Source organism: Chryseobacterium sp. BGA-UO-ETr-SB22, assembly GCF_059567885.1.
This window is the reverse complement of the sequence record NZ_JCAQOV010000005.1, coordinates 2,899,377-2,922,466: the sequence shown is the minus strand read 5'-3', so window position 1 is coordinate 2,922,466 and position 23,090 is coordinate 2,899,377. Positions and strand designations below refer to the sequence as shown.

Sequence of the window (23,090 nt, the reverse complement as noted above, 5' to 3'; positions counted from 1 at the left end):
CAGGCTGAGTTTTTTATTTTCATAACAATCGTTTAATGCGCTTTTTCAGGAACCTGATAGGTGCCTACATCCGCTCCGAAGGCAATATTTATCCTGTTGTAGCTGTTGATCGCAATAACTGCCATTGTTAAATCTACGATTTCGGTTTCAGAAAAATAATGACTTACCTTAGTATAAATTTCATCACTCACTTCCTTACCATTTAAAGCCGTTAAAGTTTCAGCCCATAGCAGTCCTGCTTTTTCTTTATCTGTATAAAACGAACATTCTCTCCAGGCGCTTACCAGAAATATTCTCTGTTCAGTTTCACCTTTTGCTATTAATTCTTTGGAATGCATATCCAGGCAGAAAGCACATCCGTTCATTTGTGAAACCCGGAAATACATCAGTTCAAGAAATGAATTGTCCAGTGATGAATTCTGTACCTGAAATCCCATGTTGTGAAGTGCATTTACAGCCTTGTTTCCGATCGCAAATGCATTGATTCTTTGTGACATAATATTTGTTTTTGATTAATTATGTGACAAATGTAGAACTGTATTTTCCTGATTTTTTTACAAATGATAAATTTTATAAGGAAAGATTTTAAAAGCTGGAAGAGAGAAGCTTCCTTTCCTCTAAAACTTCTGCGCTCTGATTCTGCTTAAAGAAACCTGAGTAATTCCGATATAGTCTGCCAGATCTCCAAGACTGATACGTTGAATAAGGTCAGGTCTTTGTTTCATGAAATTATGATAACGTTTTTTCCCGTCGTCTTCCAGCATTTCACTGATTCTTCCCATCATATTCACCGGAGCTTTTGAGTACAATTTGCTGAAAAGTGTTTCTGCCGTGTGATATTTTTTGCATAACCCTTCAATAACATCTTTGTGTATGCGAAGAACTTCAGTGGGTTCCAGAGCAACGATCATGTATTTTGACGGCTGTCCAGTAAGAAAACCACTCAACTCAGCGAAGAAAGCATTTTCTGCAAAAAATGTCATAATAAAATCTTTATCACCATTGTCGAAAAATAGTTTGACAAGTCCCTTTTCGATAAAATAAAAATACCTGCAGGTTTCATCACCTTTTAACAGAAAATCTCCTTTTCTGTAAGTTTTGGATTCCAGATGAGAAACAAGCCCGTCTATCACTGCCTGTTCCGGTTTTAAAATTTTTTCAATAGACTGAATGAAATGAGTATGATGCATAAAGAAGAGACTGTTTTGTGAAAAATAAAATTAATAAAAAAAGCAATCCCATTTATAAGACATACCTCGAAAAAGAATTTTAGCTTTGTGATATAATGAACGATCACTACCTTAAAAAACTTGATCGGGTAACCGCTATTCTTACCCAATTACAATCTAAACCTATTGTTCGGGCACAGGATCTGGCTGAAAAGTTCGATGTAAGTATCAGAACCATTTACCGTGATGTAAAAACCCTGGAAAATGCGGGGATTCCCATTGTAGGCGAAGCAGGTAATGGCTATTCTTTAATGGATGGGTACAAACTTCCTCCCATTATGTTTACCAAAGAAGAGGTTTTAAGTTTCATTACTGCCGAAAAGCTGATGCAGAAATTTTCCCATCAAAGTTTAGGAAGCCATTATCAGGCAGCCATGGAAAAAGTACGCTCAGTATTGAGAAATTCTGATAAAAATTTGATTCAGAATATTGAAAAACAGATTGATGTTTTTAGTTTTCATACCGATTCCGGAGATTCTCTTAAAAATGTGATTCCTATTATTTTAGAAAGCATCGCAGACAAAACCCAGTTGAATATTAGATATCAGACGGTAGATGGAAGAATAGACAACAGAACCATTGAAACTGTCGGGATGTTCTTTGAGTTTAATTTTTGGTACATCATGGCATTCTGTACTTTGAGAAAAGATTTCAGACAATTCCGGATAGACCGGATTTTAGAGATTTCAAAAACCTTAAATCCCTTTTTACAGGAATATGGACAGGTGAATGATTATCGTAAAAAATCGAACGGAAATAAAGTCAAAGCCAAACTGTTGGTAGACAAAAAAATAATGTCTCATTTGGTGAATTCCAAAAAATATTATGGACTTACTGAAGAAGTAGAAACTGAACAGGGAGTAGAACTTACTTTTGAAACAGAATGGATCAGTGATGGATTTCCCCGCTGGCTTATCACTTTCGCAGACTACGCTACCGTCCTGGAGCCGGAAAGTCTTCGCATCAGGTTGAACGAACTGCTTGTAAAGATGGCAGAAAGACATCAATAAAACCCCAACAGAGTAATTGTTGAGGTTTAAAGACTTAATTGAGGCAAATAAATGAAATGGTTAATAAGCCAAGGGCAAAATCGCAAAAAAGCTAAATTTGTTTAGTCGCAAAAAATGATATAAGTTGTTGAGATGGAGAAAATCACTAGTAATAAATGACATTGCAGATGTATTTTTCATGATTTCCACCTTTTTGCAATTTTACCGCTTCACTTTTATTTAAAATTAAAATCTTTCCCAGAAGAAAGGTGGTTCAATTCCTAAAGCTCTCAGATAAACATATCCCTGCCCGCGGTGGTGAACCTCGTTATCTACAAAATAAAGGATGTTCTGATATACCGGGAATTCATATTCTCCAAACAAATTGAAGGTTTCCTGGAAACGCTCTTCAGAAATCATATTAAAATAATGGTTGATTACTCCTGTTTCTTCATCCCACTTTTGTAAAAGTTCTTCTTTTGTTTTTGGATTAAAAGCTTCTTCATTGTAAGCTTCCATAGTTCCTTCAACAATTCCTTTTAAAGCAGGTCCACCAATGCCAATCAGCTCTACTGCCAGTTTTGCAAACGGTCTCATTCCGCCTATTGAAAATTCAAATAATTCTTTTTCAGGAAAAGCTTCAATTACTCTTCTTGTAAGATTTCTGTGTCCCTGCCAGTCATTTAATACCTGCTCAGAAGTCATGAATTGTTTTGTGGCTGTTGCTGTAGTTGTCATAATGTATTTGTTTTGTTTGTTGTTGATACAAAGGTAATGGAGGGTTATGACAACAGTTTGTCAGTAGTATTTTTGATTTTGAAAAAATATTTTTTTCTTTGCTAAAATATCCTGACCTACTTTTCCGTTAGAAGGAAGGATATTAATAACAAAAAACGCTATTATTAGAATTATGAAGAAGTATATTTTGCCTGTTGTTACCGCTTTTTTATTAGTATCATGCAATAAAATAGAGGAGAAAATTGATCAGACTGTTCAAAAAACAACAGAAACTGTGCAGCAAAAAACACAGCAGGTTGTGGAAGAAACAGTAAAAAAGACTGTCAATGAATCTATAAATTCTTTAACCAATTCCGAAGACGTTAAGTTTAATACAGTTTTCCCTGGTACGGGTGCTGCCATCGTATCTGAAGAAAAAGGAAAAAAGATTAAAATCCCGGGAAGATCTGAAGGTTACATTTTTAAATACAAAGCAGACATTGCCGTATTGCTCCCATTTTTAGAAGGACAGCCTACTTCTGATGAAAGTAAATCAGAAAAGAAAGCCCGAAAGATTGATGGACAAAACATCATAGATAAAATCAGTCTTTTATCAAAATTTCTTCCTGATAATACCTTTGATGCAAGTATTCTGGAAGATATAAAATCCGATAAAAACATTCAATATTATAAATTGAAAAGGTTTCCCAACAGTAGTACAATTATCTACAACCCAAAAAATCAGACCATCATACAATACGTAGAGGTAAATAAATAATTTGGATATGGCCGTTTTAACGGCCATTTTTTATATACAGTCATTGTGAGCTATAGGTGAAGCAATATCAAGCTACGAAAACTACTTATCAGAATGAAATCATATTTATTCTCTGGTGTAAGTTAATCGCTTTTTCAGACATAATTAGGAAATCATTACTACATTTCTTTTTATATTATTAATAAATTACTTGGTGTTTGTGAATTTGTATATTTTTGTAAATAAACATAACTTATGTGGTTATGGAGTATTATTCATATCATATGATTTATTTTTATATTTAATAGTGATATTTTTACTAGATTTATTGAATAATTGTCAATTGATATGAAAAAGGAATTATTTAATAAGAAAATTTGTGCACTGGTATTAAGCGGAGCTGGTGCAATGGGATATGCTCAGGACAGCATAAAACAAAATAAAATAGATGAAGTTGTGGTTACAACGGGTAGAACTAAGCCCAGAACCATCATTACTTCAGCAATTCCTATTGATAATATTTCGGCAGTACAGCTAAAATCTACAGGGCAAATTACTTTTGATAAAGCTTTAACTTATGCTGTACCCTCTTTTAATTCATCACAACAAACTGTTTCTGATGCAACGGCTCACTTTGATCCGGCAGATTTAAGAGGATTAGGCCCATCCAGAACATTGGTTTTGGTTAATGGTAAAAGAAAAAATCAAAGTGCTTTAATTTATGTAAATGATACACCTGGAAAAGGTGAGGTAGGGACGGATCTGAAAAGTATTCCATCTGCCGCCTTACAGAATGTAGAGGTATTGAGAGATGGTGCATCTGCACAATATGGTTCTGATGCTATTGCAGGAGTGATCAATATTATTCTTAAAAACAGCGTTGGAAAAAGTACAGTCAACCTTTTTTCAGGTATTACTTCGGAAGGAGACGGCTTTAATATCGGAGCAGATTTTAATACAGGAATCAAAGTTGCAAAAAATGGAAGTTTGAATCTTACATTGGGATATTCTTCCCAAAATAGAACTAACCGTGCGGGGTCTGTTACAAAAGACGGACTTTTTGGTGTGGATAATGCTTGGACGCAAGCGAATCCTGGTTTAGGAATGATTATAGGGCTGCCGGAGACAAGAGTTGCTAATATGTTTGTAAATTTTGAATTGCCAACAGGTGAAACGGGCAAATTTTATGCTTTTGGTGGGACAACTTACAGAAATGGAACTAGCTATGGTTTGTATAGAACACCTTATTGGGTAGCTTCAGATTTTGGTTTATTAACTCCAAAAGGACAACCTTATAATGGCTTTCAACCGGAATTTAAAACAGATGTTTATGATTATAATTTAACCTCCGGATGGAAAGGCATGTTTGGTAAATGGAGTTTTGATGGGAGTGCAACCTTTGGCTCTAATGCAGTAGATTATGTAGTAGGAAACACCATTAATACATCTTTGGGCAGCAATTCGCCAACCCGTTTTAAAGCAGGTGGCCATCAGTTCAGTAATATTATAGGAAACATAGATATCAGCCGGGATTTTGGTGCGCTTGTTTTAGGAGCTGGAGCAGAAGTGCGCAATGAAAACTATCAGGCGAAAGCGGGAGAGGAAGCATCTTATATAGGAAGTGGTGCAGAATCATTTCCAGGACTGCAGCCTCAGAATGAAGTCAATAAAAATCGTCAGAATATCGGAGCTTATATAAATGCTGAATGGGATGTTACGAAAAACTTATTACTGGGAGGAACTGTGAGATATGAAAACTTTAGTGATTTTGGAAATAATGTTTCCTGGAAAGGAACTGCAAGATATAAGTTGTTAGATGATAAATTAGTTTTCCGTGGGTCTGTTTCTACAGGATTTAGAGCACCTTCATTACATCAGATTTATTATTCCAATGTTCAAACCAAAATTACAGGGAATACTGTAGCTAATCAGGGTACTTTTAATAATGACTCTCAAATTGTAAGATCTGATCTTGGTGTACCAAAATTAAATGCTGAAAAAGCTTTTAACATTACTGGAGGATTTGCTGTAAAACCTTTTAAAAACCTTACTATTACAGCAGATTATTATAGAATAAAAATTAAAGACCGGGTACTTTTCTCAGGAGATATTGGTTACAAAACCGGTGCTCCGGGGAGTCCGGATATAACAAACCCTGTGGAAGTAATATTAGATAATAATAAAATAACTTCCCTGAAGTTTTTCACGAATGCTGTCAATACAGTTACTCAAGGGGTAGATTTCGTCGCAAATTATTATACTTCCGCTATTGGCAAAGGAAGATTGGGAGTTATTGCTGCTTTCAATTATAATGAAACTAAAATAGTAGATAATATCGCCGTTCCGAATATTTTGGCTGAAAATGGTTACTCAGAAAACTTTTTTGATAGAAAAGAACAATCCAGAATTACCTCTGCAAGACCAAAAACAAAAACTATTCTTAGTCTTTCGTATGATATTTCAAAGTTTAACTTTAACCTTAATAATACTTATTTTGGTTCTGTTACTTGGCAGCACGCAACTGATCCTGCTAAAGATCAGACATTTTCTGGTAAGGTAATTACAGACATTGTTTTAACATATAAAATCACCAATGACCTTAAAATTTCTGGAGTTGTGAATAATTTATTTAATATTTATCCGGATGTAATAGATAGTAAAGGAGATGTAGTAACAGATCTTGGAGGAAGATTCAAATATCCTTGGGAGGTGAACCAGTTTGGATTTAGCGGAACAATTTTTCAGCTAAATGTTAATTATACTTTTTAATCTATAAATAAATGAATAGACATTTGCTTGGTCATGTTTAACAAAGAATAAGCAATCTCAAAAGATATAGAACCCAGATATACAAATAGTAGCTGACATTAACTCCTAATGTCAGCTAATTATTTTTCAGGCAGAATAGGCGGTTATTACTACTTTTTACATTGTACTTTATACAAAAAAAGGTATTTTAGTAGTATGAAAATTTATACGAAAACAGGAGATAAAGGTCAGACGGCATTATATGGCGGAACAAGGGTTTCCAAAGCCAGCGCAAGAGTAGACAGTTATGGAAATATAGACGAGCTGAATTCATTCATCGGGATTGCAAAAAGCCATATTGAAGATGAAGAAGTGTTGAGACAATTGAAGAAAATACAGTTTGACTTGTTTACTGTAGGTTCTGAGGCTGCTACACCTGTAGATAAACTGATGCTGGCCAACGGAAAATCACGTCTGCCGATCATTATTTCAGAGACAGAAATTGAAGAACTGGAACAGTGGATGGATGCTTTTGAAGACAAACTTGAACCGCTTCAATACTTTATCCTTCCAGGGGGAGGGAAATCTGCCACTTTTTTACACGCTGCAAGAACCATCTGCAGAAGAGCAGAGCGTTCATTGGTATTTTTGAATGAATCAGAAGAAGTACGTCCTGAATTGATTAAATATTTAAACAGACTTTCAGATTATCTTTTTGTGTTGGCAAGATATATTTCAAAACTGAACAACGAACCGGAAGAATACTGGAACCCGAATGAAAGATAAAGCATTACTTTTCATCAACGGAGATGCTCCAAATTCGTTACCAAATCTGGAAGACTATGGTTTGATTGCCTGTACAGACGGTGCTTTTCATTATCTAAAAAGACTGAGCTTTCCCTTGGGTAAGCTGGATTTTATATCTGGTGATTTTGATTCGCATTCCGGATCAGACGAAGATATGTATCAAGGAAAATTTATCCTTACATTGGATCAGGAAAAAACAGATTTTCACAAAGCTTTGGAAATTATTCTGGAAAGAGGCTTTTCGGAAATTGATGTTTTTGGAGGAAGTGGGGGCGAACAGGATCATTTTCTTGGAAATCTCACCGTTGCTTATACATTTAAAGATCGGATGAATATTAAATTTTTTGATGAATTTTCAGAATATTATTTTATTCCCAATCATTTTAAATTGGAAGGAACGAAAAATAGAATGATTTCTCTCTATCCATTTCCATCGGTGAATAATATAACCATTCAAGGACTCAACTGGCCATTGACGAATGAAACTCTAAGTATTACCTCAAGAATAGGAACCCGAAATTTTGCTGTTGAAGATGAGATTTCCATAGAATATAAATCAGGTGATGTTTTATTATTTGTAGGAATCAATGAAATAGAATATCCGGCAATCTATTAAAAGGATCTGATTATATATCAATAGAAATGGGCTTTAGCCCATTTGATAAAAATACGAATCCACTGGCTTTAGCCAAAACTTATTAAAAACAATTGAATAGATTAATTAAAATATCAGTTTTCACCATTTCATTATGCTGTATTTTCTCATGCAAAACACAACATTTTGAAACACCTGAATATGGTAAAAATGAAACTGAAAAAGTAATTCATATTAAAAAAGTGAATAATTTCCGAACGGTTGGAAATATTAAAAATGCAGAAGGAAGAACTTTAAAAGAAGGAAGATTCTATAGAAGTGCCCATCTTCATAAGCTGAAAAAGAAATCTTTTGATGATATGGAAAAACTGGGCATAAAAGAAGTTATTGATCTTAGAAATTCGAAAGAAATATCTCAAAGTCCGGATCAGCTTCCGGCAGAAACTATTTATAAAAAATATTCAGCATTTGAAGATGAAGGTGATCAGCTTGCTCAGGCGAAAAAACTTGTCCTTAAAGGTAAAGTGAATGCTTCTGATGCAGACAAAAGAATGATCGATTTCTATCGTGAATATGTTACGGAAAATCCTGAAACCATCAAGAAAATCATTACAGAGATTCTGGAATCTAAAGATCCGGTTTTGTATCACTGTACTGCGGGAAAAGATAGAACAGGGATTACCACCGCGCTCATCTTAACGATTTTGAAGTTTGATAAAGAAACCATTTATAATGAATATCTGCTATCCAATAACTACAGAAAAGATATTATTCAGAAAAGACTTCGTCTTGCCAATCGCTTACATTTTATCTATCCAAAGATGGATTTAAAGGTGCTTGAAAAACTGAGTTGGGTGGAAAAAAGATACCTTGATGCTGCTTTTGAAGAGATCAATAAAAAGTATGGCTCTACAGATGCCTATATTCAGCAGGTATTAGGGATTTCAGATGCGAAAAGAACAGCGTATATTCAAAAGTTTACCTATTGATTATCAGAGATAAATTTTTGCAGGATATGATATTAGGTCTTAATTTAAAATTATAATAATTTTAACACCCAAAAATCAAACTTTTTTAGCAATTTTGCATTTCTTAATTCACTTGTTTAGAAATGAAAATAAAGTACTCGGAACTTATTGATCAGACATTATATTTTCCTACAGAGGAATTTAATGTATCTGAGAACAATTTGTTGTTCCACGACGTTCCATTGATGGATGTAGTTGAACAATTTGGCACTCCGCTAAAGATTAGCTATCTGCCGAGAATTTCTCAAAATATTCAGAAGGCCAAAAGCTGGTTCAAAGAAGCTTTTGAAAAAACCGGATATAAAAAGAATTATACCTATTGCTATTGCACAAAATCCAGTCATTTCAATTTTGTATTGGAAGAAGCTTTAAAGAATGATATTTCGATAGAAACATCTTCTGCTTATGATATGGATATTGTGAAATCTCTTTACGAAAAAGGGAAGGTAGATAAAAACATTGAAGTAATCTGTAATGGTTTTAAAACTGATGATTATCTGACAAATATTTCAGATATGATCAACAACGGTTTTGAAAACATCACCCCAATTCTGGATAATTACAGAGAATTGGACAAACTTACGGAAAGCATTGATTCTACTTTTAATATCGGAATCAGAATCGCATCAGAAGAAGAACCGAAGTTCGAGTTCTATACCTCAAGATTAGGAATCGGATATAAAGATATTATTCCTTATTACAGTCAGAAGATTGCTGAACATCCGAATGCAAGATTGAAAATGCTTCACTTCTTCATCAATACAGGGATCAAGGATACTTCTTACTACTGGAATGAATTGTATAAATGTCTTCGTGTCTACGCACGTTTGAAGAAAATCGCTCCTGAAGTGAATTCATTGAATATCGGAGGAGGATTCCCAATCAAAACTTCTTTGAACTTTGATTATGACTATCAGTATATGGTAGAAGAGATTGTTTCTCAGATCAAGAAATTCTGTGAAGAAGAAGGAGTAGAAGAACCGAATATTTATACGGAATTTGGAAGCTTTACGGTAGGGGAAAGCGGCGCGAATCTTTATAAGATCATTTCTCAGAAACGTCAGAATGACAGAGAAAAATGGAATATGATCGACTCTTCTTTCATGACCACACTTCCTGATACTTGGGCGATTTCAAGACACTTTATCATGCTTCCGCTAAACCGTTGGGAAGATTCTTATGAAAGGGTATTCTTAGGAGGATTGACCTGTGATTCAGATGATTATTATAACTCTGAACAGCATACCAACGCAATTTATTTACCGGTTTTCAGTGATACTAAGCCATTGTATATAGGATTCTTCCATACAGGAGCGTATCAGGAAACGATCGGAGGATATGGTGGAGTACACCACTGTCTGATGCCTCAGCCGAGACACGTCCTGATTCAAAAGGATGAAAACGGTGAGTTGCAATATGAAATTTTCCGTGAAAAACAGGAACCGGAAGATATCCTGAAAATTCTTGGGTATAAATAATTTTATGATCAATAGGGATGGGCTTTAGCCCATTTACAATCAATAGAAAAGTCAATTGGCCTTAGCCAAAACTTATAAAAATAAAGCTCTCAGATTCTGAGAGCTTTTTATTTAGAAATATTTTGAAATTTTATCCAGTTCCAATTCTTCATAATCAGAAACTACGGTGTCTGCCAATGTATAATCCTGATTTTTTGAATGAGGACTTCTGTAGGCCGCACAGAAAATTTTAGCCCGATGTGCAGCGAGAATTCCGTTGGTAGAATCTTCAATTACCATACAGTTTTCAACAGATTCACCTGCCATTTCTGCAGCCAGTAAAAAGACTTCAGGATGAGGTTTTGATTCTTTTAAATCGGCACCGCTGATTTTTCCGCTGAAATATTTTTTCAACCCGAATTTTTCAAAAACCATATTGATGGTTACCATGGTAGCTGAAGAAGCCAGAATAAGTTTTATTCCATTTTCATGATAATGTTCAATCAGTTTTCTTACCCCGGGAATTAAATCAAATTCATCATCATTATAAAAATAATCTTTGAAATGAGACCTTTTGATTCCTGCAATGGATTCATAAGTTTCGTTTAAATTAAATTGATTGATCAGAGTTTCAGAAACTCTTTTGGTAGAAGCTCCGGTAAAAGAGGTGTACAGCTCTTCGGAAACCGCAATTTCCAATTCATCAAACGTTTTGAAATAAGCTTTTCTATGCAATGGCTCTGTATCTACAATCACTCCATCCATATCGAAAAGAACAGCTTTTAAAGACATATTAAAAGTTTTGTGCAAAAATAACTTTAAAATTTAAACATTGAAAGATTTAAAAATTTAAAAAACAGAAAGGAAGGTTAAAAATTCATAACAAACCGTTCATTATTTATAACTCAGGTACTATTTTGTATCTTTGTGAAATCATTTAATCTTTCAATCATTTAATTTTTTAATTAATAATTATATATGAAAACATACGCAGGAATTCCCGAGGAAAACGCAACGCTAGAGAATTCGAAAGTAATGTTGGTAACTGTTCCTTACGATGGAACTTCAACATGGGGAAAAGGAGCTGATAAAGGCCCTGAATTATTCTTAGATGCTTCTGAAAACATGGAGCTTTATGATATTGAAACCCAAACAGAACCTTATCTTCAGGGAGTATATCTGGCAGGAGAAATTTCTGAAAACTCCAGTCCGGAGGCTATGACAGAAGCTGTTTACCAGAAAACCAAAGAACTTTTGAACCATGAAGAGAAAGTATTTACTTTATTTGGAGGTGAACACTCTGTGTCTATCGGTTCTATCCGTGCAGTAGGAGAGAAATTTGAAAACCTTACCGTTCTTCAGTTGGATGCTCATACAGACTTACGTCCTGAATTTCACGGTTCTACTTCTAACCATGCTTGTGCTGTGTTTGAAGCTAACGAGAAACATAATCTTGTACAGGTGGGAATCCGTTCTATGGATGTGGAAGAAGCTCAATATTTACCCGAAGGAAGAGTATTCTTTGCTCACGAGATTGCAAACAACGAAAACTGGGTGAATGATGTATTGGAGAAAGTTTCAGGAAACGTATATATTACAATAGATCTTGATGCTTTTGATCCTTCTATTGCTCCTTCTACAGGAACTCCTGAGCCAGGTGGGTTACAATGGTATCCAACACTGGAATTATTAAGAAAAGTATTCGAAAAATGTAACGTAGTAGCATTTGATATTGTAGAATTAATGGATTCTCCAATGGCTAAGCCAACCGCTTTCCTTGCGGCTAAGTTATATTATAAAATGCTAGCTTATAACGATATTTATAACAACAACTAATATTCCACAAGAATCGGATTTTTTCTGCCATATATTCTTTGGAAATTTGTGAGGTAAAATAACAATACAATGTCCACACAAAGTCAGATAGATTATAACAGAATTGCGAAGGCGATAGAATATATCCAGAGCAATTTCAGGCTTCAGCCAAGTTTGGAGGAAGTGGCAGAGAATATTCACTTAAGTCCCGCCCATTTTCAGAAGATCTTTACAGATTGGGCAGGAACAAGTCCGAAAAAGTTTTTGCAGTTCATTAGTCTTGAACATGCTAAAAGCTTGTTGAAGGAAGAAAAAGCAAGTTTGTTTGATACCGCTTACGAGACAGGATTCTCCAGTACCAGCAGGCTTCATGACCTGTTTGTGAAGGTAGAAGGAATGTCTCCGGCAGAATATAAAAATGGCGGAAAAAGCCTTAGTATTCATTACAGCTTTTCTGAAAGTCCTTTCGGAAATATAATAGTAGCTTCTACAGAAAAAGGAATCTGCTATATGGCTTTTGAAGACAATAAAGAAACAGCATTTGGGGAACTGAAACAAAAGTTCCCCAATGCTTCTTTTACAGAACATCAAGACGTTCTTCAAAAGAATGCACTGTCCATATTCGATAAAGACTGGACAAAACTCAATAATATAAAATTACATTTAAAAGGAACCGATTTTCAGCTTAAAGTCTGGGAAAGTCTGTTGACAATTCCAATGGGTAAACTGTCTACTTACGGCAGTCTGGCTGAAAAAATAGGAAATCCTAAAGCATTCAGAGCGGTAGGAACAGCTATTGGAAGTAATCCTGTTGCATTTCTTATCCCATGTCACCGTGTGATTCAGTCTACCGGACATCTTGGAGGATACCGTTGGGGAAGTGATAGAAAACAGATGATTGTTGGCTGGGAAGGTTCACAGATGTATTCGTAACGTATTTTTACCACAAAAGTCACAAAAGGATTTTGAGAGATGGATAATAAGATTAAAAATTATCTGTTATAAAGTTCACAAAAAGAAAATCAAAGATTTTCGAAGACTTTAGTATACTTTTATGCATGAATCTTGTTACTTAAATGTATTAGAACTTTTGTGACTTTTGCGGTTGAAAAATATTGAGCCTTAAGTTTTGGCTAAAGCCAATAGATTAAATCATTTTTTATTTAACGGATTAAAGTCCGTTTCTATTGATACAAAAGTTACTGTGTCATTTGTGAAAATATTGGTGTAATTTGTGTTTAAATATTAAGATCATAAATACATTTTACATCTTACCTTTTACAAAATAAAAGCATTTAAATTAAAAAACTATGATGAGTCTCTTCGAAGAAATATCAGACTATCCAATCAATATACTTCCGAATGACGGAACTGTTCATTATTACGGAAAGGTTTTTTCTAAAGAACTTTCTGATTCTTTTTATACCTATTTGCTGAACCAGATTCCCTGGGAAAATGATGAAGCAATGATCTTTGGAAAACTGATTTTAACGAAACGTAAAGTGGCTTGGTTCGGCGAAAAGCCTTTTGAATATACGTATTCTAAACGAACAAAATATGCCAAATTCTGGACTCCCGAATTACTGGAATTAAAGAAAAAATGTGAAGAGGTTTCAGGAGAAACCTACAATTCATGTCTGCTCAATTTATATCACGATGGAAGTGAAGGAATGGCCTATCACAGTGATGGTGAAACGGATCTGAAGAAACATGGTGCCATTGCTTCTCTGACCTTTGGAGCAGAAAGAAAATTCTTATTTAAACATAAAACCACCAAAGAAAAAGTAGAAATATTTCTTGAAAACGGAAGTTTATTAGTTATGAAAGGAACTACTCAGGACCATTGGCTTCACAGGCTTCCACCCACTACAAAAGTGAAAACTCCCAGAGTAAACCTTACTTTCAGAACCATTGAAGAATAATTTTTTTAGAGAGACGTTACCCACAACGTTTGTCATTCCGTAGGAATCTCAATACAGATTAGATCGATTACGCAGACTTTAATTTTTGATAATCGAAAATTAAGCTAATCATTTCTATCAATAGGAATGGGCTTTAGCCCACTAAACAAAAACAATAAATTCATCCGGCTTTAGCCAAAACCTGAAAAATAAAAAAGCTGTTCGTTTGAACAGCTTTTCCAATTTATTTTAAAACTTCAGCTTCAATAGAGCTGTCATCATATACTTTAATAAACGCTTTGGTGTAATCTTCTTTGGTTGCAAAATTGGGATTATCCATAAACTTCTGCGGATTGATGGCAAAAAGCGGAAACCATGTACTGCTGATCTGAATCTGGATTTTATGTCCTTTTTTGAAGGTGTGAACTACATCCTGAAGTCTGAAATTAACAGCTGTTTTCTGATTAGGAACCAAAGCTTCTCCTTTTTCTTTGGTATTTCTGAATCTGGCAGGCATTATTTCACTTCTTACCATCTGATGATAGTTACCATAGATAACGCCATCTTTCTTTTCTGCAGGTTTGAAATCTTCAGGGTAAACGTCAATTAGTTTTACCGCAAAATCCGCATCTGTAGAAGAAGATGCAATATTCAGTTTCGCCATGATCTCTCCGGCAAATGCCATATCTTCCGTCAGAACATCTGTTGTGAAAGTCAATACATCAGGTCTTCCGACTGCAAATCTCTGGTCTTCCGACATATAATTTTTTGGAGTAAAGCCATTGAAATCTTTTAAGTGATCTGAACTTAAAACAGGATTATTAGGATCACTATAATATTCAGAATATCCTTGTCCGGAAGTTTTCTTTAAGGTCTTGTCCGCTAAGTAAAAATTAACTTTCTGAGCATTTTTAGGAGGGTAAGAAGTAAATTCCTTCCATTCTTTAGCTCCGGTGTCATACATCAGTGCTTCAGGAAGTCCGGCATCTTCTTTTGTATTTCCTTTTAAATAGTGGTTGAAGAATTTTGTTTCAATATTTTTCTGGTAGTAGGTTGCAATACTGTCTCCAAAATAGGTTTCACTGTGGAAATGTTTCCCTTGCTCCTGAGACCATCCACCGTGAGAGAAAGGTCCCATTACTATCGTGTTTTTAGCCTTAGGACTTGTTTTTTCAATTGTCTTATAAATATTCAGAGGACCGGAAAGATCTTCTGCATCAAACCATCCCCCAACAGTCATTACAGCGTGATTGATGTTCTTCAAATGAGGAAGAAGGCCTCTTTTTTGCCAGAATTCATCATAATTGGTATGATTCATTATTTCTGTCATGAAGAAATTATTCTTATAATATTTTTCATACCCCTCTTTCAGGGTACCCATGTCTCTGTAGAATTTTAATCCGTCTTCAGAAGTCTGTTTGATGAAAGAATCCATATACCAGGCCTGTTTTTCAGGTTGTGTTTTCTGAACTCCAAAAACAGGGAATGTTCTGAAATAGCCTAACATAAACCTTCCGTTGTGAAGGAAGTCATCATTCCAGAAATCTGAGATAGGTGCCTGAGGCGAAGAAGCTACTAATGCAGGGTGTTGTGACAATGTTCCTACAGCAGTATAAAATCCCGGATAAGATGTTCCGAACTGACCAGCTTTACCATTATTGTCCTTTACATTTTTCAAAAGCCATTCGATGGTATCATACGTATCTGTACTTTCATCAACATCTTTTTTGGTTTTACGTTCTACCTGTGGAGTCATATTGGTAAAAGTACCCTCACTCATATATCTTCCGCGTACATCCTGATACACAAAAATATACTTGTCTTTCATAAGATAAGTATTGGGACCTACCTTTGTTTTATATTCATTTTCTCCGTATGGGGCGATGCTGTAGCATGTTCTCTGCATCAGAAACGGATATTTGTTTTTGTTTGATATATCTTTCGGGATATATACAGCTGTGAAAAGCTTCACTCCATCACGCATCGGAATATAAAATTCTTTCTTGGTGAAATTGTCTTTAACGAAAGTATCTTTCTGTTCCGTCTTCTGAGCTTTTCCAAGAATGAAAAAAAGAATACATAATACTGAAATATGGATCTTCATAAAAAAAATTTACTGCTAATTTAAAAATAAAAACACTGTTATTGATCAATCTTCTCTGTATTCATAAAAATAGCCGGAAATATCCGGCCATTATTAAAAATATATATATAAAAGTATGGTGTTGCTTTCTTTACAGTTTTTTACCTGCAAACTTGTTCAGTTTCATGCTGATAGAGAACATGATGTATCGTTTCAGGATCAGATCTTCACGGTCTTCAAAATAAGAATCTGTGATTGTTCTTCTTACGCTTTGATTTTGATTTAAAACATCATAAATCTTCACTTTTGCTGTAAACTGTTTTTTGTAGAATGAATAGCCCAGACTGGTATTCCAGAAATAGAAATCTTTTTTAAACCCTGGAGCAATATTGGAATTGGTATTATATTCAAAGTCGTTTCCAAACACAAATCCGCCCTTCAGCATATAATTGGTCAGTTCCAGTTTTAATGACTGGTTGGCTGTATTCACACTTTTTAAATTATAATTGGTATAATTTGAGAAGCTGTATCCAAGTCGGTAAGAAGGTTTTATGGTCATTTTATCTTTGATCTCATACACAAGATTAAGACCAGGATTTAGATTGTATGAGCTGCTGGTAAAAGATTGTCCGTCAACAAAACCATTATTGTAATTGTAATTCATGTTGAATGTCGGGTTAATGGTCAGTTTGTTATTTTTCCATTTCAGGTTTTTACTGAAGCCCCCGCCGGCATTAATGCTTTTATTTCCGCTTACGTTGTTATAAGTCACCACTTGTTTTCCTGCATTATCATAGGTAGAAAAATTAATGATGTCGTTATTTCTGTAAGTAAAACCAATATTGAAATAGTAGCTGAGGTTTTTTACTTTATTATAATTATTGAAATACAGGTAAAGATTGTTGATCCAGGTATTTTTCAAATTGGGATTTCCTTGATAGGTAATCAAAGGATTGGATTCATCTTTATAAGGAGTCAGCTGTTCTGCAGTCGGAATGTTGAAGTTAGAGTAATTATAGATACTTAAGGTTTTACCTTCTCCAAGCTGATAGTAAAGGTTGAGATTATATTCAGGCAATACGAAATTTTTCTGCAGGTCATATTGTTGTCCATTGTAGATAGAGTTTACTTTCATATCTGAAATGTCGAGGTTCACCGAAGCCCAGAAGTTTAGTTTATTTTTATTGATCTGATAGCTCAATTCAGGAGAGATCTGATTGATTCTCTGTTTCATATTATTTGATAAAAGCTGGTTGAATTTAGTGTAATCTCCAGTAGCGTTATCAAAATCGTTTACATTCCTTAAATCCCTCGCTGATCTCGCTTCATATTTTATTTTAAAATTTACACTGGACGAATCGGAAATGGGTTCTGAATATCCTGCACTGAAATTGAATGAGCTGTTCTGATTTTTATTTTTGGCTAATTGATCACGATTATCTTTTGTTATCCCATTTTCATCATAAAATGTATTCTGGGATTGGCTTAGATTATCCCTTTTAGACTCAGAAATAGAACTGTTCATATTGGCTGAAAGTACACGTCCCTTTTTCTTGAATTTTCTGGAAAAATAGATGTAAGGATTAAATGAATTGTTTTCCGAATCATTACTTGAATAGGAGTTGCTTTCATTCAGAAGACTGCCATTCTTCAAAGTAGATGATTGTGAATTATTGAAACTAAAACTGCTGTTTTTAGTAAATCTCGGGGAAAAATAAACACTTGTCATAGAATCTAGTTTGATTTTGACCGAAGTATCAAAGCTGTACTGCTTAGATTCATTTTCTCCGTTACTTTCAGAATTGGTCTGAAGCGTATAATTGGGTAGAAGGGTAGATCTGGAAACTTTGGATCTCGACTCTGTATTAGAATCCGAATGCATCAGACTGAAAGAATCCAGATCAGCATTTTTCCCCATTTTATCACTGTAATTCAATCCAATGGTTGTAGAACGCTGAATTCCTCTTGTACCGCCTCCCTGGTTATAATACGTCACATTTCCTACCGTTGATACTGATCCACCCTGCATCATCCATGCATTCCGGCCATTCCCCATACTGTCAAAAACCTCATCCCTGGAAAACCCTTGTGAGTTGATATTATTGGAAGAAGCAAGAATACTTACTTTGGTATCGCCTTTAAAATAACTGGCCAGCCCGCTTGCTTCATACCGTTTATCCGATCCGTAGCCGACCGTAAGCCTTGTCAGCAATCCTTTATTTTTCTTTTCATCAATATTAAAATTGATGGTGGTATTTTGAGATTGGGCAGCTTTCCCACTCAATTCTTCCTCCTTTGTTTTGGTGGTTGTAAACTGAATATTCTTGATGATATCTGCCGGTAAGTTTTGAAGGGCAATTTTACCATCTTTATCAAAGAAAGGCTTTCCGTTGATCATAATTTGATCCACTTCCTTTCCGTTGACTGTAATTTTTCCATCATTACTGATTTCTACACCGGGAATTTGCTTCAGAAGTTCCTCTATTTTACTGTCAGGTCTTACTTTTATTGCCGCTGCGCTGAATTCAATGGTGTCTTTTTTAATTTTTACCGGCGATGCCGTGATTTTTACCTCATCAATATTGTTGACAATACTTTGTTTCTCAAGCTGGATATCTCCTAAAGATAAGGGCTGATCTATTTTTTCAAATTTTTTCGAATAAGACGATAATTTATCAGCATCAATTTTCAAAATGGAAGGTTCTTTTACATCATCAATCTTCAGAGAAAATTTTCCTTCTTTATTGGTGGCTGTGTAATTGATAATGGATGAATCTTTTTCTTTCAAAAGGTAAACGGTGGCATTTTCTATCGCTTTCTTTTCAGAATCTGATATTTTTCCATCGATGTGTAATTTTTGTGCATGCAGAATAAAGGCTGTGAACATCAAAGCCAATAGCACCAAAGTTTTCTTCATTAGTTTTTTTTTCAGAGCCGTAAAAATATAAAAACATCCCAAAATTGGGATGTTTCTATGCTTTATTTGTGAAAATTTATTATTTTTTAATAAAAATTATGCTCTTAAATATCTTGAATAAGCATATCCTTCCTGGCCGTCAGCTGTTTTCACTTTCCACCAGTCATCAGAAGTTTGTTCAATCAGCGTTACAGAAGAACCTTTAGCAGCTTTCCCTACAACGGCAGCTTCAGTAGAAGGTTCCTGTCTGATATTCAGGTTAGAATCTTCCGTTGCCACTGTTAAAGAAGCTCCAGAAGTAAGACCTGCAACCTGTACATCAATATTGATATCTGAAGCAGAATAAGTAGAATCAATAGCTCCTAAAGCATTCCATACAGCATCTTTAGCCGCAGTGTTGGAAGCATTTCCGGAAACATAAAGAATTCCGTCCTGCTCCTGAACCTGAAGATTTGAGATCCCTGCAGACTGTGCTGCTGAAACTACGCTTGAATATTTATCTTGTAATTCGCTCATTTTAAATTATTTTACGATTAGGTTGTTGTTATACTTTCCGATTTTCAAAGCATCTACAGATTCTTTGATTTTTCTAGCCTGTAGGCCGGAAACATTTCCTGTAAGAGTAAGCTGTCCGTTTACAACTTCTACTTTTACAGAAGGGAAATCCTTCACCGCATCCTGAACTTTTTTCTGAACTGCAGGATCTACAGCAGAAGCAGTTTCAACTGGTGCTGCAGGAGTAATAGCAGCAGCTACAGTAGACATATCCATTACGTCTTTTACTCCAGTGATCGCTTTTAATTTTGCAATCATAGCGTCTTTAGACTGCTGATCTGCGAAAGTACCGCTTAAGTGAGCTACACCTTCTTTTACTTCAACAGAAGCATTGGGATTAGAAGTTACTACCGTTGTAGCCTGAGTCTGAAGGTCGGCATCAGAAACTTTCTTTTTACAAGAAATTGCACCGAAAGATACAGCTACAGCTAATGCAGCCATTGCAATAGTTTTTTTCATATTGTATATTTATTAATGTTGTTATACAATCAAATGTAATAATAAAATTTGTACCAAAAGAATAAAAATTCAATAAATGTTTCTTAATTTTTTTACAATATTTTCTAAATCAGGCTTTTAATTTTCAGGGATTAAAAACTTAATGTAAAATTAATCCCGTTTGAAGAAAATCTCCTGCCAATTGAAAAACCATTATATTTGCGCAAATTGAACTATATATATGAAAGGACAGAATAAACTTTTTATAGCAATTATCATTGCCCTTCTTGTAGGAGTAGGAATCGGAGGTATTGTACACGTAAAATATCCTGAAAATGCAGAACCTTTTGCTAAGAACATAAAACTGTTGGGAACGGTTTTTATCAGATTAGTACAAATGATTATTGCTCCTTTGGTTTTTACGACCTTGGTGGTGGGTATTGCCAAAATGAGTGATATTAAAATGATCGGAAGAGTAGGAACAAAAGCAATGCTTTGGTTTATTTCAGCTTCTCTGATTTCCCTTTTTATCGGGTTAATCCTCGTTAACTGGCTGGAACCGGGACATGTTACAAAATTACCTATTCAGGACGTAGCTTCTGCTGATGAACTTCTTAAAAGCAGTAAAAGTTTTTCTATGGAAGACTTTGTAAAGCATATGATTCCTAAAAGTTTATTTGAAGCCTTTGCTACCAATGAAGTATTGCAGATCGTGATATTTGCTGTGATGTTTGGAGTTGCACTGGCGAATTTAGGAGAAGAGTATTCTAAGCCTGTAGTGAAGCTTTTTGATATCATTGCTCATGCTATTCTTAAAATGGTAGGATATATTATGTGGTTTGCTCCACTGGGAGTATTGGGAGCTATTGCAGCAGTAGTGGCTACCAATGGTTTTGAAATCTTTAAAGTATATGCTATTTATCTGAGAGACTTCTTCTTTGCTATAGCAGTGCTTTGGCTGGTACTCTTACTGGTAGGTTATTTTATCTTAGGAAACCGTCTTTTTGATCTGTTAAGAAGAATTAAAGAGCCGTTACTGATCGCTTTCTCTACTACAAGTTCAGAAGCTGTATTCCCGAAATTGGTGGAAGAATTGGAGAAATTCGGGTGTAACAGCAGAGTAGTGTCCTTTATTTTACCTTTAGGATATTCATTCAACCTGGATGGAAGTATGATGTATATGACATTCGCTTCCATCTTTATAGCACAGATTTACGGAATCGAAATGAGCCTTGGACAGCAGATTACAATGCTATTGGTATTAATGCTTACTTCAAAAGGAATTGCCGGTGTTCCGAGAGCTTCTCTGGTAATTATCGTGGCAACATGTTCTATGTTTGGTATTCCGCCGGAAGGAATCGCTTTGATTTTACCAATTGACCATTTCTGTGATATGGGTAGAAGTATGACGAATGTATTAGGAAATACATTGGCAACTTCAGCAGTTTCCAAATGGGAAGGACAGTTGACTGAGCCATTAGACGAAATTTAAATATCAATGAGTTTAAATAACTTACAAAACAATAAAAGCCATATTCTTGAATATGGCTTTGCTGTTATCAATAATGTGTTTTCACAGAAAGAACTTGAAGAAATAAATCACGTTCTGCAGCATATAGATACCTCAAAAGAGAATTTCAGAAAATCTGAAGATCTGTTTGCAATTAGACAGTTTCTAAAAGAAGTCCCTGAAATCAAAGACCTTGTTTTTAATGAAAACATTCAGAAAGTAGTTAAAGAAATCTTCGGAGAACACTATTTTGTGGTAAAAAGCATTTATTTTGATAAGCCTGAAACTTCCAATTGGTATGTAGCCTATCATCAGGATCTGACTATTTCTGTGGATAAAAAACTGGAGCTGCCTGATTTCGGTCCATGGACAACCAAAAAGAATCAGTTTGCCGTGCAGCCACCACTAAACGTTTTAGAAAATATCTATACCATCAGAATTCATCTGGATGATACCGATGAAAATAACGGAGCTTTGAAAGTAGTTCCAAAGTCTCACGCAAAAGGCATTTACAGACCGGAAACCATCGACTGGACGATTGAAACAGAAGAAATCTGCAACGTTGAAAAAGGCGGAATTATGATGATGAAACCTTTGACACTTCATGGTTCAAACCGAACAACCAACGGGAAGAAAAGGAGAGTGATCCACATCGAGTTTTCTGATATGGAACTTCCGGAAGTCCTGCAATGGTCAGAAAGAATGAATTAAAAAACGCCCTTCGAATTTTCGAAGGGCATTTTTTGTTGGAAGCGGGAAGAAGGTATTATTTTAGTTTTTAGTCACAAGATATGACTTCACCGTATGGGTCATTTATATTCTCCTTATTATAAGAGAGGAATAGCAGAGCTTCTTTTGGATTGGTATTCCAGAAAGATGTGGGTGTGGAAACTATCATATTTGTTTTGAGTATCTTTTCGATTGTATCATCCTTACTTCCAAAAGTGGTAACAGGAGTAATTTCCTGAATTTTTGACCTATCATCTATTTTTACTTTATAGATGGCAAAAGGTTGCTTAGGTTTGAATCTACTGATTTTTGATAAATCAGATCCATATTCAGTTTGGGTTTCATCATAGCAGCTAGTAAACTGTAAGCCCATAAACCTGAATTTATTATTATCTAAGTAGGTAAAGGCTTTACCCAGATTTTTAAGCCATGAATTTTCAGTTTTTGTTGGTTTAATTCCCAGTTTTGTTTTTGGAGTACAGGATGAAATAGAATAGGTGCTATCGGATTTTAGAAAAATCAGATATCTTTCATTAGGCTGTACATCAATTTCGCATGCTCCGGAATACGAATTTCCAATCAGACCTCTCACATTCATCGTTTTGAATGTTGTTCCTTTATAAACTTTTTCGAATTCAACATCAGCTTTATAGTTTCGCTGTTGAGAATCTTCATCATAGACTCTTACAATTTTAATTATGCCTACAATGCTTGCATTTAAATAATTTTGTGGTAATGTTTCAAATACACATTTGCAGGCTGAAACGTTTATGATACTTAAAAGTAAAAAGAGCACCAATGATAATTTTTTCATA

Annotated in this window: 21 protein-coding genes; 12 read left to right on the top strand and 9 right to left on the bottom strand. The window is 34.9% G+C overall.

Annotated features, from left to right (window positions below):
• Positions 1 to 32 precede the first annotated feature (32 nt).
• Together AC57AW_RS20565 and AC57AW_RS20560 are read right to left on the bottom strand one after the other, a co-directional pair.
• Positions 33 to 497, bottom strand: a complete 465-nt coding sequence (locus AC57AW_RS20565) for a carboxymuconolactone decarboxylase family protein (protein WP_318846829.1) — start codon at positions 495 to 497, stop codon at positions 33 to 35.
• A gap of 120 nt (positions 498 to 617) precedes the next feature.
• Positions 618 to 1,190 (bottom strand): Crp/Fnr family transcriptional regulator, encoded by a 573-nt coding sequence (locus tag AC57AW_RS20560; protein ID WP_496353382.1) that lies wholly within the window; start codon positions 1,188 to 1,190, stop codon positions 618 to 620.
• 95 nt (positions 1,191 to 1,285) lie between these two features.
• On the opposite strand from AC57AW_RS20560, the gene AC57AW_RS20555 reads away from it, so the two are divergent.
• Entirely contained in the window at positions 1,286 to 2,239 is a 954-nt protein-coding gene (locus tag AC57AW_RS20555) for a helix-turn-helix transcriptional regulator (RefSeq protein ID WP_496353381.1), read from the top strand.
• Between the two features lie 225 nt (positions 2,240 to 2,464).
• Here the strand turns inward: AC57AW_RS20555 and AC57AW_RS20550 are convergent, their stop codons facing one another.
• Entirely contained in the window at positions 2,465 to 2,956 is a 492-nt protein-coding gene (locus AC57AW_RS20550) for a DinB family protein (RefSeq protein WP_496353380.1), read from the bottom strand.
• A 172-nt stretch (positions 2,957 to 3,128) separates the two neighbouring features.
• Between AC57AW_RS20550 and AC57AW_RS20545 the strand changes: the two genes are divergently transcribed.
• From AC57AW_RS20545 to AC57AW_RS20520, 6 genes are all read left to right on the top strand, one after another.
• Entirely contained in the window at positions 3,129 to 3,713 is a 585-nt protein-coding gene (locus tag AC57AW_RS20545) for a hypothetical protein (RefSeq protein WP_496353379.1), read from the top strand.
• Between the two features lie 327 nt (positions 3,714 to 4,040).
• Positions 4,041 to 6,461 (top strand): TonB-dependent receptor plug domain-containing protein, encoded by a 2,421-nt coding sequence (locus AC57AW_RS20540; RefSeq protein WP_496353378.1) that lies wholly within the window; start codon positions 4,041 to 4,043, stop codon positions 6,459 to 6,461.
• Positions 6,462 to 6,656: 195 nt separating this feature from the next.
• Positions 6,657 to 7,226 (top strand): cob(I)yrinic acid a,c-diamide adenosyltransferase, encoded by a 570-nt coding sequence (locus AC57AW_RS20535; protein WP_318846835.1) that lies wholly within the window; start codon positions 6,657 to 6,659, stop codon positions 7,224 to 7,226.
• Entirely contained in the window at positions 7,216 to 7,863 is a 648-nt protein-coding gene (locus AC57AW_RS20530) for a thiamine diphosphokinase (protein WP_496353377.1), read from the top strand. The genes AC57AW_RS20535 and AC57AW_RS20530 overlap by 11 nt, the downstream gene beginning before the upstream one ends.
• A gap of 92 nt (positions 7,864 to 7,955) precedes the next feature.
• Complete coding sequence (locus tag AC57AW_RS20525) at positions 7,956 to 8,831, top strand: tyrosine-protein phosphatase (protein ID WP_496353376.1); 876 nt, start codon at positions 7,956 to 7,958, stop codon at positions 8,829 to 8,831.
• Positions 8,832 to 8,953: 122 nt separating this feature from the next.
• On the top strand, positions 8,954 to 10,348 hold the full coding sequence (locus AC57AW_RS20520; RefSeq protein ID WP_047378719.1) for a type III PLP-dependent enzyme domain-containing protein: 1,395 nt from the start codon (positions 8,954 to 8,956) through the stop codon (positions 10,346 to 10,348).
• 111 nt (positions 10,349 to 10,459) lie between these two features.
• On the opposite strand, the gene AC57AW_RS20515 is transcribed toward AC57AW_RS20520, so the two are convergent.
• A complete protein-coding gene (locus AC57AW_RS20515; protein ID WP_496353375.1) occupies positions 10,460 to 11,119 on the bottom strand; it encodes an HAD family hydrolase in 660 nt (219 codons plus the stop codon).
• 186 nt (positions 11,120 to 11,305) lie between these two features.
• Between AC57AW_RS20515 and speB the strand changes: the two genes are divergently transcribed.
• The 3 genes from speB (at position 11,306) to AC57AW_RS20500 (ending at position 14,064) form a co-directional block, all read left to right on the top strand.
• Positions 11,306 to 12,163, top strand: a complete 858-nt coding sequence (gene speB / locus AC57AW_RS20510; protein ID WP_496353374.1) for an agmatinase — start codon at positions 11,306 to 11,308, stop codon at positions 12,161 to 12,163.
• A 69-nt stretch (positions 12,164 to 12,232) separates the two neighbouring features.
• Entirely contained in the window at positions 12,233 to 13,075 is an 843-nt protein-coding gene (locus tag AC57AW_RS20505; RefSeq protein WP_496353373.1) for a bifunctional helix-turn-helix domain-containing protein/methylated-DNA--[protein]-cysteine S-methyltransferase, read from the top strand.
• Between the two features lie 380 nt (positions 13,076 to 13,455).
• The gene (locus tag AC57AW_RS20500) at positions 13,456 to 14,064 is read left to right on the top strand and encodes an alpha-ketoglutarate-dependent dioxygenase AlkB family protein (protein WP_318847166.1); all 609 of its coding nucleotides are present in this window, start codon (positions 13,456 to 13,458) and stop codon (positions 14,062 to 14,064) included.
• Positions 14,065 to 14,287: 223 nt separating this feature from the next.
• Here AC57AW_RS20500 and AC57AW_RS20495 read toward each other — a convergent pair whose 3' ends face one another.
• From AC57AW_RS20495 to AC57AW_RS20480, 4 genes are all read right to left on the bottom strand, one after another.
• Complete coding sequence (locus tag AC57AW_RS20495) at positions 14,288 to 16,147, bottom strand: CocE/NonD family hydrolase (RefSeq protein WP_496353372.1); 1,860 nt, start codon at positions 16,145 to 16,147, stop codon at positions 14,288 to 14,290.
• A 130-nt stretch (positions 16,148 to 16,277) separates the two neighbouring features.
• Complete coding sequence (locus tag AC57AW_RS20490; protein ID WP_496353371.1) at positions 16,278 to 19,043, bottom strand: outer membrane beta-barrel protein; 2,766 nt, start codon at positions 19,041 to 19,043, stop codon at positions 16,278 to 16,280.
• Between the two features lie 96 nt (positions 19,044 to 19,139).
• On the bottom strand, positions 19,140 to 19,559 hold the full coding sequence (locus tag AC57AW_RS20485) for an SH3 domain-containing protein (RefSeq protein ID WP_047387028.1): 420 nt from the start codon (positions 19,557 to 19,559) through the stop codon (positions 19,140 to 19,142).
• Positions 19,560 to 19,565: 6 nt separating this feature from the next.
• On the bottom strand, positions 19,566 to 20,057 hold the full coding sequence (locus tag AC57AW_RS20480; protein ID WP_318846843.1) for a BON domain-containing protein: 492 nt from the start codon (positions 20,055 to 20,057) through the stop codon (positions 19,566 to 19,568).
• 220 nt (positions 20,058 to 20,277) lie between these two features.
• Between AC57AW_RS20480 and AC57AW_RS20475 the strand changes: the two genes are divergently transcribed.
• Together AC57AW_RS20475 and AC57AW_RS20470 are read left to right on the top strand one after the other, a co-directional pair.
• The gene (locus AC57AW_RS20475) at positions 20,278 to 21,528 is read left to right on the top strand and encodes a dicarboxylate/amino acid:cation symporter (RefSeq protein ID WP_496353370.1); all 1,251 of its coding nucleotides are present in this window, start codon (positions 20,278 to 20,280) and stop codon (positions 21,526 to 21,528) included.
• A gap of 6 nt (positions 21,529 to 21,534) precedes the next feature.
• Positions 21,535 to 22,257 carry a phytanoyl-CoA dioxygenase family protein gene (locus tag AC57AW_RS20470; RefSeq protein WP_496353369.1) on the top strand — a complete coding sequence of 241 codons (723 nt, stop codon included), beginning with the start codon at positions 21,535 to 21,537 and terminating at the stop codon, positions 22,255 to 22,257.
• Positions 22,258 to 22,324: 67 nt separating this feature from the next.
• Here AC57AW_RS20470 and AC57AW_RS20465 read toward each other — a convergent pair whose 3' ends face one another.
• Positions 22,325 to 23,089 carry a hypothetical protein gene (locus AC57AW_RS20465; RefSeq protein WP_496353368.1) on the bottom strand — a complete coding sequence of 255 codons (765 nt, stop codon included), beginning with the start codon at positions 23,087 to 23,089 and terminating at the stop codon, positions 22,325 to 22,327.
• Position 23,090: the final 1 nt, after the last annotated feature.

Coding starts and splice junctions, on each gene's coding strand:
- AC57AW_RS20465 (WP_496353368.1), bottom strand. CDS start 23,089: ATGAAAAAATTATCATTGGTGCTCTTTTTACTTTTAAGTATCATAAAC.
- AC57AW_RS20530 (WP_496353377.1), top strand. CDS start 7,216: ATGAAAGATAAAGCATTACTTTTCATCAACGGAGATGCTCCAAATTCG.
- AC57AW_RS20550 (WP_496353380.1), bottom strand. CDS start 2,956: ATGACAACTACAGCAACAGCCACAAAACAATTCATGACTTCTGAGCAG.
- AC57AW_RS20540 (WP_496353378.1), top strand. CDS start 4,041: ATGAAAAAGGAATTATTTAATAAGAAAATTTGTGCACTGGTATTAAGC.
- AC57AW_RS20475 (WP_496353370.1), top strand. CDS start 20,278: ATGAAAGGACAGAATAAACTTTTTATAGCAATTATCATTGCCCTTCTT.
- AC57AW_RS20480 (WP_318846843.1), bottom strand. CDS start 20,057: ATGAAAAAAACTATTGCAATGGCTGCATTAGCTGTAGCTGTATCTTTC.
- AC57AW_RS20545 (WP_496353379.1), top strand. CDS start 3,129: ATGAAGAAGTATATTTTGCCTGTTGTTACCGCTTTTTTATTAGTATCA.
- speB (WP_496353374.1), top strand. CDS start 11,306: ATGAAAACATACGCAGGAATTCCCGAGGAAAACGCAACGCTAGAGAAT.
- AC57AW_RS20500 (WP_318847166.1), top strand. CDS start 13,456: ATGAGTCTCTTCGAAGAAATATCAGACTATCCAATCAATATACTTCCG.
- AC57AW_RS20470 (WP_496353369.1), top strand. CDS start 21,535: ATGAGTTTAAATAACTTACAAAACAATAAAAGCCATATTCTTGAATAT.
- AC57AW_RS20490 (WP_496353371.1), bottom strand. CDS start 19,043: ATGAAGAAAACTTTGGTGCTATTGGCTTTGATGTTCACAGCCTTTATT.
- AC57AW_RS20555 (WP_496353381.1), top strand. CDS start 1,286: ATGAACGATCACTACCTTAAAAAACTTGATCGGGTAACCGCTATTCTT.
- AC57AW_RS20485 (WP_047387028.1), bottom strand. CDS start 19,559: ATGAGCGAATTACAAGATAAATATTCAAGCGTAGTTTCAGCAGCACAG.
- AC57AW_RS20535 (WP_318846835.1), top strand. CDS start 6,657: ATGAAAATTTATACGAAAACAGGAGATAAAGGTCAGACGGCATTATAT.
- AC57AW_RS20565 (WP_318846829.1), bottom strand. CDS start 497: ATGTCACAAAGAATCAATGCATTTGCGATCGGAAACAAGGCTGTAAAT.
- AC57AW_RS20495 (WP_496353372.1), bottom strand. CDS start 16,147: ATGAAGATCCATATTTCAGTATTATGTATTCTTTTTTTCATTCTTGGA.
- AC57AW_RS20515 (WP_496353375.1), bottom strand. CDS start 11,119: ATGTCTTTAAAAGCTGTTCTTTTCGATATGGATGGAGTGATTGTAGAT.
- AC57AW_RS20520 (WP_047378719.1), top strand. CDS start 8,954: ATGAAAATAAAGTACTCGGAACTTATTGATCAGACATTATATTTTCCT.
- AC57AW_RS20560 (WP_496353382.1), bottom strand. CDS start 1,190: ATGCATCATACTCATTTCATTCAGTCTATTGAAAAAATTTTAAAACCG.
- AC57AW_RS20505 (WP_496353373.1), top strand. CDS start 12,233: ATGTCCACACAAAGTCAGATAGATTATAACAGAATTGCGAAGGCGATA.